The 15,928-nt window shown below is 72.7% G+C and carries 10 protein-coding genes, 1 tRNA gene and 1 riboswitch; of the genes, 6 read left to right on the plus strand and 5 right to left on the minus strand.

The genetic code is table 11. The features are described 5' to 3' along the window. Positions 1-61: 61 nt before the first annotated feature. Entirely contained in the window at positions 62-1,264 is a 1,203-nt protein-coding gene (locus ACFQUV_RS17365; protein ID WP_129608946.1) for an ABC transporter substrate-binding protein, read from the minus strand. A gap of 142 nt (positions 1,265-1,406) precedes the next feature. Between ACFQUV_RS17365 and ACFQUV_RS17370 the strand changes: the two genes are divergently transcribed. Beyond that, positions 1,407-3,161 carry a CorA family divalent cation transporter gene (locus ACFQUV_RS17370; RefSeq protein ID WP_207211456.1) on the plus strand — a complete coding sequence of 585 codons (1,755 nt, stop codon included), beginning with the start codon at positions 1,407-1,409 and terminating at the stop codon, positions 3,159-3,161. 63 nt (positions 3,162-3,224) lie between these two features. Here ACFQUV_RS17370 and ACFQUV_RS17375 read toward each other — a convergent pair whose 3' ends face one another. After that, complete coding sequence (locus ACFQUV_RS17375) at positions 3,225-3,632, minus strand: thioesterase family protein (protein WP_111385745.1); 408 nt, start codon at positions 3,630-3,632, stop codon at positions 3,225-3,227. 364 nt (positions 3,633-3,996) lie between these two features. Here ACFQUV_RS17375 and ACFQUV_RS17380 point away from each other — a divergent pair, with 364 nt between their 5' ends. The 3 genes from ACFQUV_RS17380 to ACFQUV_RS17390 all read left to right on the plus strand — a co-directional run bounded on the left by ACFQUV_RS17380 (position 3,997) and on the right by ACFQUV_RS17390 (position 9,483). Further along, positions 3,997-7,587: an SEL1-like repeat protein gene (locus ACFQUV_RS17380; RefSeq protein WP_129608947.1), complete on the plus strand. Its 3,591-nt coding sequence runs from the start codon at positions 3,997-3,999 to the stop codon at positions 7,585-7,587. Positions 7,588-7,738: 151 nt separating this feature from the next. Next, positions 7,739-8,665, plus strand: coding sequence for a sulfite exporter TauE/SafE family protein (locus ACFQUV_RS17385; RefSeq protein WP_111387830.1), 927 nt, complete (start codon positions 7,739-7,741; stop codon positions 8,663-8,665). After that, the gene (locus ACFQUV_RS17390; RefSeq protein WP_129608948.1) at positions 8,662-9,483 is read left to right on the plus strand and encodes a TIGR02186 family protein; all 822 of its coding nucleotides are present in this window, start codon (positions 8,662-8,664) and stop codon (positions 9,481-9,483) included. Before ACFQUV_RS17385 ends, ACFQUV_RS17390 begins: the two co-directional genes overlap by 4 nt. 162 nt (positions 9,484-9,645) lie before the next feature. Here ACFQUV_RS17390 and ACFQUV_RS17395 read toward each other — a convergent pair whose 3' ends face one another. Continuing rightward, the gene (locus ACFQUV_RS17395) at positions 9,646-10,854 is read right to left on the minus strand and encodes an O-succinylhomoserine sulfhydrylase (protein WP_129608949.1); all 1,209 of its coding nucleotides are present in this window, start codon (positions 10,852-10,854) and stop codon (positions 9,646-9,648) included. A 68-nt stretch (positions 10,855-10,922) separates the two neighbouring features. Further along, positions 10,923-11,002: riboswitch (SAM riboswitch) on the minus strand. Between the two features lie 118 nt (positions 11,003-11,120). Between ACFQUV_RS17395 and ACFQUV_RS17400 the strand changes: the two genes are divergently transcribed. After that, complete coding sequence (locus ACFQUV_RS17400; protein ID WP_111387822.1) at positions 11,121-12,227, plus strand: 2'-deoxycytidine 5'-triphosphate deaminase; 1,107 nt, start codon at positions 11,121-11,123, stop codon at positions 12,225-12,227. A gap of 51 nt (positions 12,228-12,278) precedes the next feature. Here ACFQUV_RS17400 and ACFQUV_RS17405 read toward each other — a convergent pair whose 3' ends face one another. Beyond that, complete coding sequence (locus tag ACFQUV_RS17405; RefSeq protein ID WP_129608950.1) at positions 12,279-14,351, minus strand: sensor histidine kinase; 2,073 nt, start codon at positions 14,349-14,351, stop codon at positions 12,279-12,281. Positions 14,352-14,554: 203 nt separating this feature from the next. On the opposite strand from ACFQUV_RS17405, the gene ACFQUV_RS17410 reads away from it, so the two are divergent. Continuing rightward, a tRNA-Gly gene (locus ACFQUV_RS17410) sits at positions 14,555-14,629 on the plus strand. 129 nt (positions 14,630-14,758) lie between these two features. On the opposite strand, the gene ACFQUV_RS17415 is transcribed toward ACFQUV_RS17410, so the two are convergent. Further along, positions 14,759-15,865 carry an esterase gene (locus ACFQUV_RS17415; protein ID WP_207211457.1) on the minus strand — a complete coding sequence of 369 codons (1,107 nt, stop codon included), beginning with the start codon at positions 15,863-15,865 and terminating at the stop codon, positions 14,759-14,761. Positions 15,866-15,928 lie beyond the last annotated feature (63 nt).

Below are 15,928 nucleotides of genomic sequence, written 5' to 3' on the forward strand. Positions count from 1 at the left end.
ACCGCATCGATCGGGCCGGCTCGGTCTTCGTCACCGGGCGGTCCAGCGAGCGGCGCCCGGCTCACGAGCCCTGCTCGGAGATCAGCACCCAGTCGCCCTTGCGGATCTCCAAGAGCCGCAGGGCCGAGAGGTCGAGCCCGGTGTGATCGGTCGGCGACATGGTGACCACGCCCCCGGTGCCGATATGGCCGCGGGTGCGCTCGATCTCGTCGCGCAGCCGCGCCGGCTCGACGCTGCCGGCCCGCCGGGCGGCCTCCACCACCAGCATCAGCCCGTCATAGGCATGCCCGCCGAAGGCCGAGACCGGCTGCCCGGTCTTCTGCCGGAAGGTGTCCGCATAGGCGCGCAGCACCGGCTTCTGCGGATCGCCGTCGGGCAGCTTGTCGGCGACCAGCAGCGCCGCCGCCGGCAGCCGCACGCCCTCGGCGGCCGGCCCGGCGAGCGCGATGAACTGCTTCGAGGCGACGCCGTGGCTCTGGTAGAGCGGCAGCCCGACGCCGACCTGACGATACGCGCGGGTGACGATGGCGGGACCTTGGCCGTGGCCGGCGACCACCACGGCCTTCAGGCCGCTCTTGCGCTTCACGGCCGCGAGCTGGGCGGTGACGTCGGTATCGGCCGGCCCGTAAGTCTCCTCGTGCGCGATGGTGATGCCCATGGCGGGCGCCAGCTTGACGCACTGGTCGCGCATGGCGCGGCCGAACGCATCGGTGCCGGAGACGATCGCGATGGTGGTGAGCCGCCGGCGCACCAGATCGGCGAAGATCTTCTCGCAGGCCATGCGGTCGGTGTGCGGTGTCTTGAACACCCATTTGCGCACCGGCTCGACGATCTGGGCGGCGCCGGCGAGCGACACGAAGGGCACCTGCGCAGCCTCGATCACCGGCACCATGGCGAGCGAGGTCGCCGTGGTGGTGCCGCCGATCACCACCGACACCTTGTCGTCGGCGATGAGCCGGGCCGCCAGCCGGCGCGCCGTCTCCGGATCGCCGCCGTCGTCGTGCAGCATCAGCCGGATCGGCTCGCCGCCGACACCGCCGGCGGCGTTGAGCGCCTCGACATAGATCTCCAGCGTGCGCTTCTCCGGATCGCCGAGATACTCGGCCGGCCCGGTCGCCGACACGACGGCGCCGATGCGCAGCTCGGCCACGGCCGGCCTCACGGTGCCGGGCGTCACGAGCGCGAGGATGACCGCGACCGTGGCGACGGCGACGCGGCCGGTCCACGCGGAGGCGGCCGCATAGAAACGGCGGAAAGCGGGCATACGGGGGCTCCCGGGCGACAGCGGTTGTTTCCGTCCCAGCAGGCGTGTTCTTGTCGTTGCGGTGATCTTGCCGGCTGCGGCGGCATGACGCAAGCGCCCGGGCGGCGCGCCCCGCTACGACATCGGAACCAGTGGAGGGGGCATGACGACCGTCGAGACGGCAGCAGGCCACAGGATGTCCGGCCACGATGCATCCAGTCACGATGCGGCGACCACGGCGCGCGTTGCATCCGGTCCGGCGCCCGAAGCGGCGCCCGGCCTGGTGGTGCGGCAGTTCCGCCAGATCGTCACCTGGCCGCTCCAGCTCATGCCGCTCAAGGAAGGCGCCCAGATCCAGAACCACTGGGAGCTCTTGACCGAGATCGACGATCCCTTGGTCGGCCGCCCGTGGGCCGAGCTGAAAGACGAGTTTCCGGTCGATCCGGCGGGCTTCCAGGAACGTCACTACCGCGAGTTCGTCGGCTTCCTGCCGCGGGCGCAACGCTTTCTCTACGGCGAACGCGCCTCGCGCAGCGGCCGCACCAGCTACGGTGACTCACCGATCCGCATCTACCGCCGCGACGACATCCGCCGCGTGCGCACCTGGCTGCGCCGCGGCACGGCGCCGATCGAGCTCGCCGTCGCCCACGCGGATCTCTACTTCTTCTACGACGTCGACGTCGTCGTGCTGGTGTTCGAGCTCGGCGGCGAGGACCTGCCGCTCGCCGTCGCGCAGGAGTTCGTCTACCGCTTCGCCCGCGCCTATCCGTCCGGCTGGAGCGACACCGGCGAGGCCGAGAACTGCCCGGCCCGCGTCGAATGGCTCGCTGCCGACGGCGCCGTGCTGGCCGTCTCCGATTACGACGACCGCCCCAAGTTCACCGCCTCGGTGTGCCGCAACATCGCCCCGACGGTGGCGGCGCACTGGGACTTCCTGCTACGGCCGCTGCGGATCAATCACGCCGATCCGCCGGGGCCGCTGCGCTACCGGCCGCTCGAATACTACCGGATGCCGTCGATGGTGTATCTCGCGGTCGACGATCCCGGCCGGATGAGCCAGTCGGACCTCGTCCGCCTCACCCTCGGGGTGCTGCCGGACCGGCGGCCGGGGCTGCCCTACGCGGCCCGCTTCCTCGCCGACTTCGATCAGAAATACGCCTACGACCGCTATCACGATCCCGGCCGCGGTGGCGACTGGTGCGACACGCGGATCACCTGCACGGGGCACACCTTCGTGGTGGTGGGCGACGCCCGCCATCCCGTCTTCACCGATGCCGAGCGCGGCTTCCTGGCGCAGTTCCGCCACCAGATCTTCATGCTCGGCCTGGTCGCCCATTTCCACCGCGCCGCGCTGCTGATGCTGTCCGAACGGCTGATGAGCATGATCACCCGGCTCGACATCGACGATCCGGCGACGGTGCGCAGCTTCCGGCGCGACATCCGGCAGACCCAGGAGATCTTCCTGCGCTTCACCCACCGCTACTGGTTCTCGGAATTGTCCGACCAGGCGATGGCGCGCGACCTGTTCCACCGCTGGGCCGATCATCTGGCGCTCGAACGGCTCTACGCCGACGTGCGGGCGCAGATCTCCGACATGAGCACCTATCTCGACTCCGACATGCTGCGCCGTCAGTCGACCACCATCGTGCGGCTGACGGTGGTCACCATGATGAGCATTCTCGGCACGGTGACGACCGGCTTCCTCGGCATGAACCTGTTTGCTCACGCCGAGGAGCCGAGCCTGACCAAGCTCGCCATCTTCTCGACGGTGCTGGCCGGCATCACGCTGATGACCTATCTGGTGCTGCGCCGCTCGCAGGCGCTGGCACGCTTCTTCGAGTCGGTCGCCGACACCCGCACCACGCTCGGCGACCAGGGACGCACCCTGCGTGACGTGTTCCGGCGCGGCGGCGACTGAGCCGCACGGCCAGCACCTCGCGCCGGCGCCCGCGCCCGCGCCCGCCCAGCGGCGTGCCGCCACTCAGCCGCCTGCGGCCGCCTTGGCGGCGAGACGCTCGTCGAAGCGGGCGGCGTCGATCACGGCGCGCACATGGGTGCCCTCGCCGACGATCTCGACGGCGTCGCGGGCGACGACACGGAACGTCAGGGTACGTCCGGCGACCGCGACGAGCGTGGCCTCGGCTTCGACCCGCAAGCCGACCGGCGTGGCGGCGCGGTGATCGACGTCGAGCTTCACGCCGACGCTCTGCCGGCCTTCCGGCAGCGCGCCCGCCAGGGCGTCCACCGCCGCCGCCTCCATCAGCGTCACCATCACGGGCGTCGCGAGCGCCGCGACGCCGCCGCTGCCGACCGCCGCGGCGGTGTGCCGATCCTCGACCGTCAGCGCCGCACGCCCCGTCAGCCCGATGGCCGGCCCATCGCCACTCATGATCACCTCGTCGTCCGTACATACCGTCGGCGCGCGACACACGGGCGCGACACACCGATCACACCATGGCGGCGTTGCCGCACCACACCGAAATCACCGTCCGGTAGGCCCGGCTTAACCGCTTCTTTACCGTGCCGCGTCGAAAGTCGGGACGAGCGTCGCTGACACCGCCCCGATGGCATCGTTCCTTAACGATCCCGGCTCCGGCGCATCCGTCCGCGGCTCGGTTCGATGCGTAAAGCCGGGTAACCACATGACAGGCGCGCCAGGGTACGTCAAAGGGGGTCGGCGCGACGCGCGCGACACGGCTCCGGACGCGGCGCACCGATCGGGCTCGGCGTTCCGTCGCTGGCTCGGTGCCGCGGTGCCCGGCGCACGCCCGGCCGAGTCCGACACGATCGCCACCGACACGGCGGCCTCCGGCCCGACCACGTCGGAGCCGAGCGACGCCGAGCTGCGCGCCACCGAGCTGCGCGCCACCGAGATCCGCGCCACCGAGATCCGCGCCGACGCGCCCGCATCGGCGACAGGCCCCGACGCGCTGGCCGCATCACTGCGGCGCCCGGTGCCGGATCGCGATCTCGTCGCCCTGTGCAATCGCTTCGAAGGCATCACCCGCCAGCTCGAGCGGCTGGTCCGCACCACCCTCGATTCCGGCCCGGCGGCCGGCTCCGGCACCATCGACGGCAAGAGCCCGCTGGAGCGGGCCGTCGCCGAGATCGCGGCGCGCCAGCGGGCGCTCGACGAGGACGGCATGCCGGCCGAGCCCAGCATGTTCGCGCCGGTGCTGACGCCGGCCGCCGCGCCGCCGGCCGTCGACCTGTCGCGGCTGGAGGATCAGCTTCGCGCCATCACGGCCCAGATCGAGACGCTGCGCTCGCCCTGCCGCGCCGCCGAGCTCGCCGGCGAGCTGCGCCAGGAGCTGCGTCAGATCGGCCGCGCCGTCCACGACCTGGTGCCGCGGCACGCCTTCGAGGCGCTGGAGGCCGAGGTGCGGGCGCTGTCGGCGCGGCTCGACCAGAGCCGGGCGGCCGCCTTCGATCCGGCCGCGCTGGCGCCCATCGAGCAGGGCCTCGCCGAGGTGCGCGACGCGCTGCGCGGGCTCGCGCCCGGCGAGCTCGCCGGCTCAGTCAATACGCTGTTCCACAAGATCGATCAGATCTCGGCCGAGGGGCTCGACCCGGCCGTGCTGCATCAGCTCCAGGGCGCGGTCGAGACGCTGCGCGGCATCGTCACGACGGTCGCGTCCGGCGACGCGCTGACCGCGCTGGTGGCCGAGGTCCGCGTCCTGTCGGAGCGCATCGACCACGCGCCGCTGGCACCGGCGACGCCGGCCGCCGATGCCATCGCCAATCTGGAGCGCCAGATCAGCGGCATCGCCGAGACGCTGGCGGCCCAGAGCGCCGAGCACAGCGCCGCCCAGACCGTCACACGGGCGGCCGCCGATGCGGCCGTCCAGGCCGCCGGGGCCGCCGCCCAGGCGGCCGAGGCCGCCGAAGCCGCCCTGGCCCGCAGCGCCGAGCGGATCGCGCTCGCCGCTCCGACGACCGACGACGCGACCGCCGCGCCGGCGCAGCCGCCGACGCTGGAACCGCTGATGGCCTCGCTGGTCGACCGCCTGGAGCGCTTCGACCTGATGGCCGACGCCCGCGCCGCCCAGGCGCTCGCCCCGATCGAGGAGCGCATCGGCTTGGTCGACGACAAGCTCGACCGCCTGCAAGCCAGCGGTCTCGATCCCGCCGCCGTCGCCAAGGTCGAGGACCGCATCCGCCTGCTCGCCGACAAACTCGACAGCATCGAGCGCTCGGCGCTCGATCATCCGGGCCTCGCCCCGCTGGAGCAGCGGGTCGCCCAGCTGGTGCAGAAGATCGAGCAGTCCGAGCAGCGGCTGGAGATGCTGCCGGCGCTGGAGCGCGGCATGGCCGAGCTGCTGGCCCATGTCGAGGCGTTGCAGGCCGCCCGCACGGCGCCGCCGCAGCCCGACCCGGCGCTGGCGGCGCTCGCCCGCGACGTCGAGAGCCTGCGGCAGAGCCAGGACGACGCCGACCGCCGCACCCGCGCCTCGCTGGAAGCCGCGCACGGCACCCTCGACCGCATGGCCGACCGCCTCGCCGCCATCGAGAGCGACCTGCGCGCCGGTCCGGCGCGGTCCTCCGCCTCCGTCTCGGCAACTCCGACACCGACGGCGCCGACGGCCGCGGTCGAGGCGGCGGCCGAGCCGCCGCCCTTCGCAGCGGCCGCGCCCACGGCCACCTCCTTGCCCGGCCCCTCCTCGGCACGCGGCACCGGCCTCGCGATCCCGATCGGCCCGCCGCGGCGCCCCGCCCCGGAGCCGGCCGCCCTGTCGTCGACCGAGACCGAGGACGGCGGGCTGCCGCCGGACGCGCCGATCGAGCCCGGCTCGGGGCCGCCCTGGTATCGTGGCCGCAGCGCCGCCGACCGCATCGCCGCCTCGCAGGCGGCGCTCGGGCCGACGCCCGAGTCGCCGGCGACCGCGGGTGCCAAGCCGAACTTCATCCTGGCGGCCCGCCGCGCCGCCCAGGCGGCGAGCGAGCAGGTGAGCCCGTCGCCCGCCACCGCCGAGACCGGCTCCGGTGCCGGAGCCGGCATCCGTCGGCTCAGCGACCGCATCAAGGCGCTGTTCGTCACCTCCAGCGTGCTGGTGATCGCCCTCGCGCTGGTGCCGATCGGCCTGCGCTCGCTCGATCCGGACGCCGACCGCCCGGCCGCGGTGATCACCGCGGCGCCCTCGTCGGTCCCGCCGTCGTCCGCGCCGGTCGCCGCCGCCCCCGACGCCAAGAGCCGGGCCGGCACCACGGTCGCCGATCTGGTGCCGCCGTCCGATCTCGCCGCCGCGGCCCGCGCGCTCTCCGCCGCGTCGCCGACCGCCAAGGCGCTGATCGACCGGCACCTGCCCAAGCTGAAGGACGAGACCTCGCTGCTGGCGCCGCCTGCGACGCAGCCGCCGGCCACGCCGCCGCCCGTCGTGGCGGCCCCGGCCACCGTTCCGGCCACCGGCACGCCGGCGGTCACCGCACCGGCCGCGACCGCCGCCGCGCCTCCGGGCGCCGCCCCTCAGAGCGCGGCCGAGATCACCGGCGCGCTGCCGTCGGGCCGCGGCGTCGCGCCCGCCACCCCGCTCGCCGCCGCACCGACCACGGCGCCGGCCCGCCCCGGGGCGCCGCCCGCCGCCGTGCCGCTCGCGCCGGCCCCTGCCGCAGCATCCGGAGAGGCGTGGCCCGACAGCCTGCCGGCCGCCCTGGCCACCAAGCCGCTCGCCGCCGGGATCGCGGCCCGCAACCCGGCCGCCGCCTACGAGATCGCCATGCGCTACGCCGAGGGCCGCGGCGTCGCCGCCGACCTCGCGGCGGCGCTGCCGTGGTTCCTGCGCGCCGCCGAGGCGGGCCTGGCGCCCGCCCAGTTCCGGCTCGGCAGCCTCTACGAGAAGGGGCAGGGCGTGAAGAAGGACCTCGCCGAGGCACGGCGCTGGTACCAGGCCGCCGCCGACCGCGGCAACGCCAACGCCATGCACAACATCGCGGTGCTCTACGCCGAGGGCATCGACGGCAAGCCCGACTTCGCCGCCGCGGCGCAGTGGTTCCAGCGGGCCGCCCGCCACGGCGTCGCCGACAGCCAGTACAATCTGGCGATCCTCCATGCCCGCGGCATCGGGGTCGAGCAGAACCTGGCCGAGGCCTACAAGTGGTTCGCGATCGCGGCCCAGCGGGGCGACAAGGACGCGGTGCGCAAGCGCGACGACATCGCCCAGCGGCTCGATCAGCAGAGCCTGACGGCGGCGCGGCTGGCGGCGCAGAGCTTCGTGCCGCTGGTGGCGCCCGAGGAGGCCGTCACGGTGGCGCCGCCGCCCGGCGGGTGGGAGGACGCGGTGGTGGGTCCGGGCAGCCGGCCGAAGCCCAAGACCCGCGTGCCGTTCGAGCAGGCCGCGCGGCTCTGAGAGCCCGTTTGGCTGCCGAGCCGGCGGTCATCGGGGCGGGCGAGATTCCGCTTTGCGGCGGCGGAGCGAGCCTGTACGGCTTCGCTCGTCGCAGCGTCGTTCCCGCAGACCAGCCGGCTCGTGTCCTCGGACCAGGCCGCGGACCCGAGCCGTGGATATCTACCTCCCGATCGCCGACCTGCCGGTCAACGTGTTCCTCGTCTTCGCGATGGGGATCGCGGTCGGCTTCATCTCCGGCATGTTCGGCATCGGCGGCGGCTTCCTGATGACGCCGCTCCTGATCTTCATCGGGGTGCAGCCGGCGGTGGCGGTCGCCACCGTGTCGAGCCACATCGCCGCCTCGTCGTTCTCGGGCGCCCTCACCTATTGGCGCCGCCGCGCCCTCGACCTCGCCCTCGCCTTCATGCTGCTGATCGGCGGGCTGATCGGCACCGCCCTCGGCGTCTGGCTGTTCGGAGTGCTGCGCGCGGTCGGCCAACTCGATCTCGTCATCGCGCTGTCCTACGTGATCCTGCTCTCCTCGGTGGGTGGCCTGATGGTGGCCGAGAGCCTGCGGGCGATCGTGCGGGCGCATCGCGACAAGCAGGCGCCGGCCGCCCGTCCCGGCGGCCACACCTGGCTGCACGGCCTGCCCCTCAAGGTGCGCTTCAAGCAGTCGCGCCTCTATGTGTCGGTGATCCCGGTGTGGGCGATCGGCCTGTCGATGGGCTTCCTCGGCGCCATCATGGGCATCGGCGGCGGCTTCATCCTGGTGCCGGCGCTGATCTATCTCCTGCGGGTGCCCACCAATGTGGTGATCGGCACCTCGATGGTGCTGACCCTGGTCACCATGGCGAGCGCCACGGTGCTGCATGCCGCCACCAACCACCTGGTCGATGCGCTGCTCGCCCTCATCCTGATGGTGGGCGGCGTCATCGGGGCGCAGTTCGGCGCCCAGGCGGGGCAGAAGATGCGGTCCGAGCGGCTGCGGCTGATGCTCGGCCTGTTGGTGCTCGCGGTCGGGCTGCGCTTCGCCGTCAACCTGTTCCTGCCTCCCGGCGAGATGTTCTCGTTCCGCCTGATGGAGGGCGACCGATGAGCCGCCGCGGCCGCATCGGCAGGGCATCGCCGGCCGGGCGCGGTCTCGTCCTCCTCGCCTGCCTCGCCATCCTGGGGAGTCTGTCGTGCGGACCGGCCGCCGCGGCGGAGCGGCTGGTCACCTCGCTGTCCACCCACCGGGTGCTGATCAACTCGGTGTTCACCGGCGCCGAGGTGGTGCTGTTCGGGGCGGTGGAGCGCGATGCCGGCGAGGCGCCGCGGCGCGCCGGCTACGACGTCATCGCCACCGTCACCGGGCCGCGCCAGACGCTGAAGACGCTGCGCAAGGACCGCATGCTCGGCATCTGGATCAACGTCGATTCACGCACCTTCATCGACGTGCCGGCCTATCTGGCCATCCTCGGCACCCGTCCGTTCGATCAGGTGATGCCGGAGGAGCGGCTGCGTCGTCTCCAGATCGGCCTGGGCAACGTCGTGCTGCCGCAGCAGATCGGCCCCGACATCGCCGACGTGGTGCGCGACGACCCGTTTCGCCAGGCGTTCCTGCGGCTGAAGACCGAGCGGCGCCTGTATGTCGAGGACCCGACCGCGGTGACGCTGCTGTCGCCGACGCTGTTTCAGGCATCGATCCCGGTGCCGGCCGAGGCGCCGGTCGGCATCTACGAGGTCGACGTCAAGCTGTTCGCCGACGGCGCCCTGGTGACGCGCTCGACCTCGGCGTTCGAGATCACCAAGGTCGGCTTCGAGCGTTTCGTCGCCACCGCGGCGGTCGACCACGGCCTCGTCTACGGCATCGTCACCGCCATGATGGCGCTGGTCACCGGCTGGCTCGCCTCCATCGTGTTCCGCCGCGACTGAGGCGCGATCCGGCTGATCCATTTGGTAGTCATTCCGGAAGCCGCGAAGCGGCTGTCCGGAATCCAGCCGCTGGGTTCCGGGTTCGCGGCAGAGCCTGCGCCCGGACGGCGCGAAGCGCCGATCCGGGTGCCGCGCCCCGGAACGACGAGGAGGGCCGCCGCCTCACACCGCGTCGAGCGCCGACAGGAGATCCGTCATCACGTCGTCGGGATGCTCCAGCCCGGCCGAGAAGCGGATCAGCCCGTCGCCGATGCCGAGCACGGCGCGCTCCGCCGCCGTCAGCCGCTGGTGCGTGGTGATCGCCGGGCTGGTCACCAGGCTCTTGGCGTCGCCGAGATTGTTGGTGATGGTCACGAGCCGCAGCGCGTTCATGAAGCGGAAGGCGGCCGCCTTGCCGCCGGCCACCTCGAACGCCACCAGGGTCGAGCCGCCACGCATCTGCTTCGCCACGACCTCGGCCTGCGGGTGGTCGGCGCGGCCCGGATAGATCAGCCGGGCGATTTTCGGATGGCCGGCGAGCGCGTCGGCCACCGCGGCCGCCGTCGCGGTCTGGCGCTCGACCCTGAGCGTCAGCGTCTCCAGGCCCTTCAGCATCACCCAGGCGTTGAACGGCGACAGGCACGGCCCAGTCTGCCGCAGCAGCATGTGGACGTGGTCCTGGATGAACTGCTCGGACGCCAGGATGACGCCGCCCATGCAACGGCCCTGGCCGTCGATGTGCTTGGTGGCCGAGTAGACGACGCAGTCGGCGCCGAGCGCCAGCGGGCTCTGCCACAGCGGCGTCGCGAACACGTTGTCGACGACGAGCACGGCCCCGGCCGCATGGGCGATGTCCGCCACCGCCGCGATGTCGATCACCTCCAGGGTCGGGTTCGACGGGCTCTCCAGGAACAGCACCTTGGTATTCGGCCGCATGGCGGCGCGCCACGCGCCGAGGTCGCGGCCGTCGACCAGCGTCGAGGCGACGCCGAAGCGCGGCAGATAGTCCTCGATCACCCAGCGGCAGGAGCCGAACAGCGCCCGCGCCGCCACCACGTGGTCGCCGGCCCGCACCGGGCCGACCAGCGCGGCGGTGATCGCCGCCATGCCGCTCGCGGTGGCGCGCGCCGCCTCGGCGCCCTCCAGCGCCGCCATGCGGGCCTCGAACATCGCGACGGTCGGGTTGGAGAAGCGCGAGTAGAGGAAGCCGGGATCGGGGCCGGCAAAGCGCGTCTCGCACTCCTCGGCGCTGCCATAGGCGAAGCCCTGGGTGAGAAACAATGCCTCGGCGGTCTCGCCGAACGGCGAGCGCAACGTGCCGGCATGGACCAGCCGGGTCTCGGGGTGCCAGTCGCGGGCGGCGGCACGATCGTGAGCAGGATCGGACGGCATCGGACGCGGACCTCCTCGCTCGGGTCGGCGCGGGGACGAAAAAACCCGGCCGGACAGGTCCGGGCCGGGCGCGCGCGTCCCCGGCCTTTTAGCGACCTTGTTTAACGTGGCGGCAAGCCGGCCGGCTCAAATGACCACGGGATAACGGCGGCTCATAACGCCCGGCGCCCTTTCCGTCAAGGCAGGCATCGGCTAGAGACCTCGAAACGCGCGCGTTTTCGCGCCTTGTCGCCGCTCCGCGGCGGCGCGCGAGAGGAGGGCCGCCCGTGCCGCTCGCCTTCGGCCCCACCGACCGGGGAATCCTGCCGGACCGCATGATCGCCGCCCTGACCTCGTCGGGCGGCATCATCACGGCGGTGCCGCTCGCCGACGACCAGATCCAGCCGGCCAGCCTCGACCTGCGGCTCGGCGAGATCGCCTTCCGGGTGCGGGCGAGCTTCCTGCCGGGACCGCGGGCCTCGGTGGCGCAGCGCATCGACAGCCTCAAGCTGCACGAGATCGCACTCGGCGACGGCGCCGTGCTGGAGACCGGCTGCGTCTACATCGTGCCGCTGCTGGAGAGCCTGGCGCTGCCGGCCGATCTCGGCGCTGCCGCCAACCCGAAGAGCTCGACCGGGCGGCTCGACGTGTTCACCCGGGTGATCGCCGACGGCGCCCGCTCGTTCGACCGCATCGAGCCGGGCTATCACGGCCCGCTCTATCTGGAGATCAGCCCCCGCACCTTCCCGGTGCTGGTGCGCGAGGGCTCGCGGCTGTCCCAAATGCGCTTCCACCGCGGCCGCACCGTGGTGGCGGGCGAGGCGCTCATCGGCCTGCACGCCAGCGAGGGGCTGGTCGACGATCCCGACGCCGATCTGTCCGAAGGGGTCGCGGTCGGCGTCGATCTCGCCGGCTTCGGGCCGGACGGGCTCGTCGGCTACCGCGCCAAGCGCCACACGGGGCTGATCGACGTCGACCGCCGCGCCCGCTACGAGGTCGCCGATTACTGGGAGCCGCTGCGGGCGAGCCGCAGCCGCACCCTGATCCTCGATCCCGACGAGTTCTACATCCTCGCCTCCAAGCAGGCCGTGACGGTGCCGCCCGACTTCGCCGCCGAGATGGTGCCGTTCGATCCGCTGGTCGGCGAGTTCCGCGTCCACTACGCGGGGTTCTTCGATCCCGGCTTCGGCTGCGACGAGGCCGGCGGCCACGGCTCGCGCGCCGTGCTGGAGGTGCGCTCGCACGAGGTGCCGTTCATCCTGGAGCACGGCCAGACGGTCGGGCGGCTCGTCTACGAGCACATGCTGGCGCAACCCGATCAGCTCTACGGCGAGGGCATCGGGTCGAACTACCAGGCGCAGGGGCTGAAGCTGTCGAAGCATTTTCGCCCGTAGGTGGCCGGCGCTCACGCCGCCTCGCCGACACCGCCATTACGACACCGCCCCCTACGACACCGTCATTTGGGCGACCGGCACCCGCAGCATGGCGACGGCGCCGTCGGGCGGGAAGTTCAGCACCACCGAACCATCCATGCCCTGAGCCAGCAGGCGCTCGATGATGGTGTGGCCGAAGCCGCGCCGCTCCGGCTTCTGCACCGGCGGGCCGCCGTGCTCGCGCCAATCGAGCACCAGGGCATCGCCATCGATCCGCCAGGTGATCGCGACTCGGCCGGCCGGCACCGACAGCGCCCCGTACTTGGCCGCGTTGGTGGCCAGCTCGTGCAGCACCAGCGAGAGGTTCTGCACGGCTTCGAGCCGCAGCATCAGCGGCGGACCGTCGAGCGTCACCCGGGCATGCTCGCCACCGACGAACGGATAGAGCTGGGCCCCGATCACCTCGGCGAGCTGGGCCCCCTGCCACCGCTGTTGCACCAAGAGATCGTGGGCGAGGGCCAGCGCCTGGATGCGGGCCAGGAACTTCTGCTCGAAGTCGGCGGGGTCGGTGCTGGTCCGCATGAGCTGACGGGCCAGCGCCTGGATCACCGCGAGCAGGTTCTTGGTGCGATGAGACAGCTCGTGCATCAGCAGCTCGACATGCTCCTCGCGCCGCTTGCGCTCGGTGATGTCGGTGGAGACACCGACCAGCCCGACCACCGTGCCGGCGGCGTCGCGCAGCGGCGATTTGGTGGAGAGGAACACGCGAGTCTCGCCGGGCGGCGTGGTGAACGTCTCCTCCACCTTGCTGGCGGCACCGGCCGTCATCACGGCGCGGTCGTTGGCCATGATGGCGGCCGCCTCCTCGGGGTCGTGGTGCCATTCCGCCTCGGTGCGGCCGAGCACCTCGTCGCGGCCGCGGCCGGTCACGGCCAAGGCCGCCTCGTTGGCCATCACCATGCGGCCGTCGCGGTCCTTCACGTAGATCAGATCCGGCGTCGAGGCGCTGACCGCGGCGAGCAAGGCGGTGGTGCGGCGCAGCTCCTCCTCGGCGGCGTTGCGGGCGCGCACGATGGCGGCGGCACCCTCGAAAGCGCGCCACACCTCGTCCAGCTCGCGGATGCGGCGGTCGCCGGCGGGCAGCGGCTCGCCATGGGCGAGCGCCATGGCGGCGCCCTCCAGGGCGCTGATCGGCGCCGCGATGCGGCGGGCGAAGAACATCGCGAGGACGAGCGCCAGCGCCGCGAAGACGGCGCCGGTGGCCAGCACCGCCGCGGCGCGGCGCTCCGGCGCGTCCAGCACCGCGTGCGGGATGCCGATCACGGCGGTCCAGCCGGTCACGGCCGAGCGGTGGAAGGCGTTGTGCTGGCTGACCCCCTCCCAGGTGACGTTGTCGAAGCGGCCGCGCCGGGCGGGGCCGCTGGCGGCGGCCGCCAGCTCGGGCCGCGCCGGCTGGCCGACCTGGGTCTCGGCCTGGTGCGAGCGCGCGACGAACAGGCCCTGCCGGTCCACCACGGCGGCGATCCAGTCGTCGGGAAGGCCGGCGTCGCGCAGCACATGGCCGAGCGCCGCCGGATCGACCACGGCCGCCAGAATCGCCCCGGTGTCGCCGCCGGCCGTGGTGGCGACCGCCACGAGGGCGACCGACCGGCCACCGGCGGGATCGCGCAGCAGATCGGTGACCACCAGCCCGTCGGCGGTCGTGAGGGCGGCGAGCGATGCCATGTCGATGGTCTGCGGCCAGACGACGCCCTCCGCGGCCGGGGCGGCGACCACCAGCGGCCGGCCGGTCCGGTCGAGCAGCGCTACGCTCTTGCCGAGATGCTGCGCCGCCGCAGCGGCGATCTGCTGGAAGGCGGGCCGCTCCTCCTGGATGCGGGGGGCCTGCATGGCCAGGGTCCGCAGCACCGGCTCGACCGCCCGCACATGGGCGTCGATCAGATGGACGGCGGCGACCGCGACCGCCTCGGCCTGGAGCTCCAGGGCGGCCCGCTCCTGCTGGGCCTGGCGGACGATCAGCGCCCCGGAGAAGATCAGCACCGGCAGGAGAGTCGAGAGGACGAGCGCGACCAGCCGACTGCGGATCGTCGGCGCCCGCGACGGGATCTCGCCCTTGTCCGGCGGTCCTGCCGAAGCTGCTGTCAAACGCTCCCCCGGTGGCCGGCCGGCAACCCTTGCGCGCGGCTGGCCTGGTGCGAATGTATGGGAGTTTTACATGCCAGGCAAATCGGTTCCATCCGGCCTGGCCGAGCGCCGGCCCGCCTCGACGGTGTGCGGTTCGGCACCGACCGGCTGCCCGCCGGAGGCTCTTGCGGCGCACCGCCCGCCCCGGGTAATCTGCCGGCCGCGCGGGCGTAGTTCAGTGGTAGAACGACAGCTTCCCAAGCTGTATGTCGTGGGTTCGATTCCCATCGCCCGCTCCAAATCAGCGAACGACGAGAAGTACTTGGCCGGCCTGCGGCGGGTCTCGCACCGCCCTGGCGAGACCCCGCGGGCATCGAGCCGCGGCGGCTCTCCGCACCGGGAACGAGCCGCCGCGACGATCGCGAACCTCAGTCGACCAGGCCCTTCTTCACCAGCCAGTCGTGGACGAGATCGGCGATCTGGCCGTTGTTCTTGTCCATCATCAGCATGTGCGAGTTGCCCTTGATGCCGACCGCCGGCAGGTCGACGACGTCGACGCTGCCGCCCGCCGCCTTGACGGCGTCGCCGAAGGCGACGTCCTTGCCCCGCATGGCCGGCCAGCGCGAGTCCTGCTCGATATAGTCGCCGAACACCATCAGGATCGGGATGTCCTTGAGGGCCGCCGCCTTGGCGGGATCGCCCGGCACCGCCGGCTCGATCGCCACCAGCGCCTTCACCTTGTCGGGGTGCGCCTGGGCGATGCGGAACGCGAAGCCGCCGGCCTGGCTGTGAAACAGGATCACGCAGGGGCACACCTTCTGGACCAGCTCGGTGTAGGCGGCGACGATCGGCGCGTCGCTGTCGAGCCAGCGCGGCACGCCCTGCTTGACGAAGCTGTCATAGGCCTCGACCGGAAACTGGCTGCCGGGCAGCACCTTCAGCTTGGCCGGATCGGGACTCCACGAGCCCGGCCCGGCGCCGATGCGGAAGCGCTCGAACGGGTTGCCCTTGGTGAGGAAGATCGGCGAGCTCGGCCAGATATCCGGGCTCGGGAAGCCGGAGCGGCCGCGCTCGACCGCGTCGGAATTGTAGACGTCCCAGCCCTTGCGGACGAACATGTTGAGCCAGCCGTCGCGGCCGTCGGGCGTGGTCTCCCAGGTGACGCCGGTGAGGCCGCCGCCGTGCCACATCAGCAGGGGAACCTTGCCCTTGCGGTTCTGCGGCAGAAAGTACTGCACGTACATCTGCTCGACCTGATAGGGGCCGTTCGGGTCCATCTTGGCCGGGGTGCCGCCGGCCGCGAACACCACCTCGCGGGTCGGCTTGCCGGTCACCTCGACGGTGCGCCCGCCGATGTGGAACGAGCCCATGTCACGCAGGACGAGCGGAGCCTTCGCGGCCGCGGAGGCCGGCGCGCTCCCCGCGGCGGGAGCCCCCGCGGCGGGAGCCGCGGCCGGCGGCGCGGCGGCGGGTTGAGCAAGCGCGGACGTGCACAGAAGGCCGAGCGAGAGCCCGGCGAGGGCGAGACGAAGCATGGCAAGCTCCCGGAGGACGTTGACGTCGGGATGATAGCCTCCCCGGGGTGGCGCACACCTCCG

Source organism: Rhodoplanes sp. P11, assembly GCF_964266735.1.
Taxonomy (GTDB): domain Bacteria; phylum Pseudomonadota; class Alphaproteobacteria; order Rhizobiales; family Xanthobacteraceae; genus Rhodoplanes; species Rhodoplanes serenus.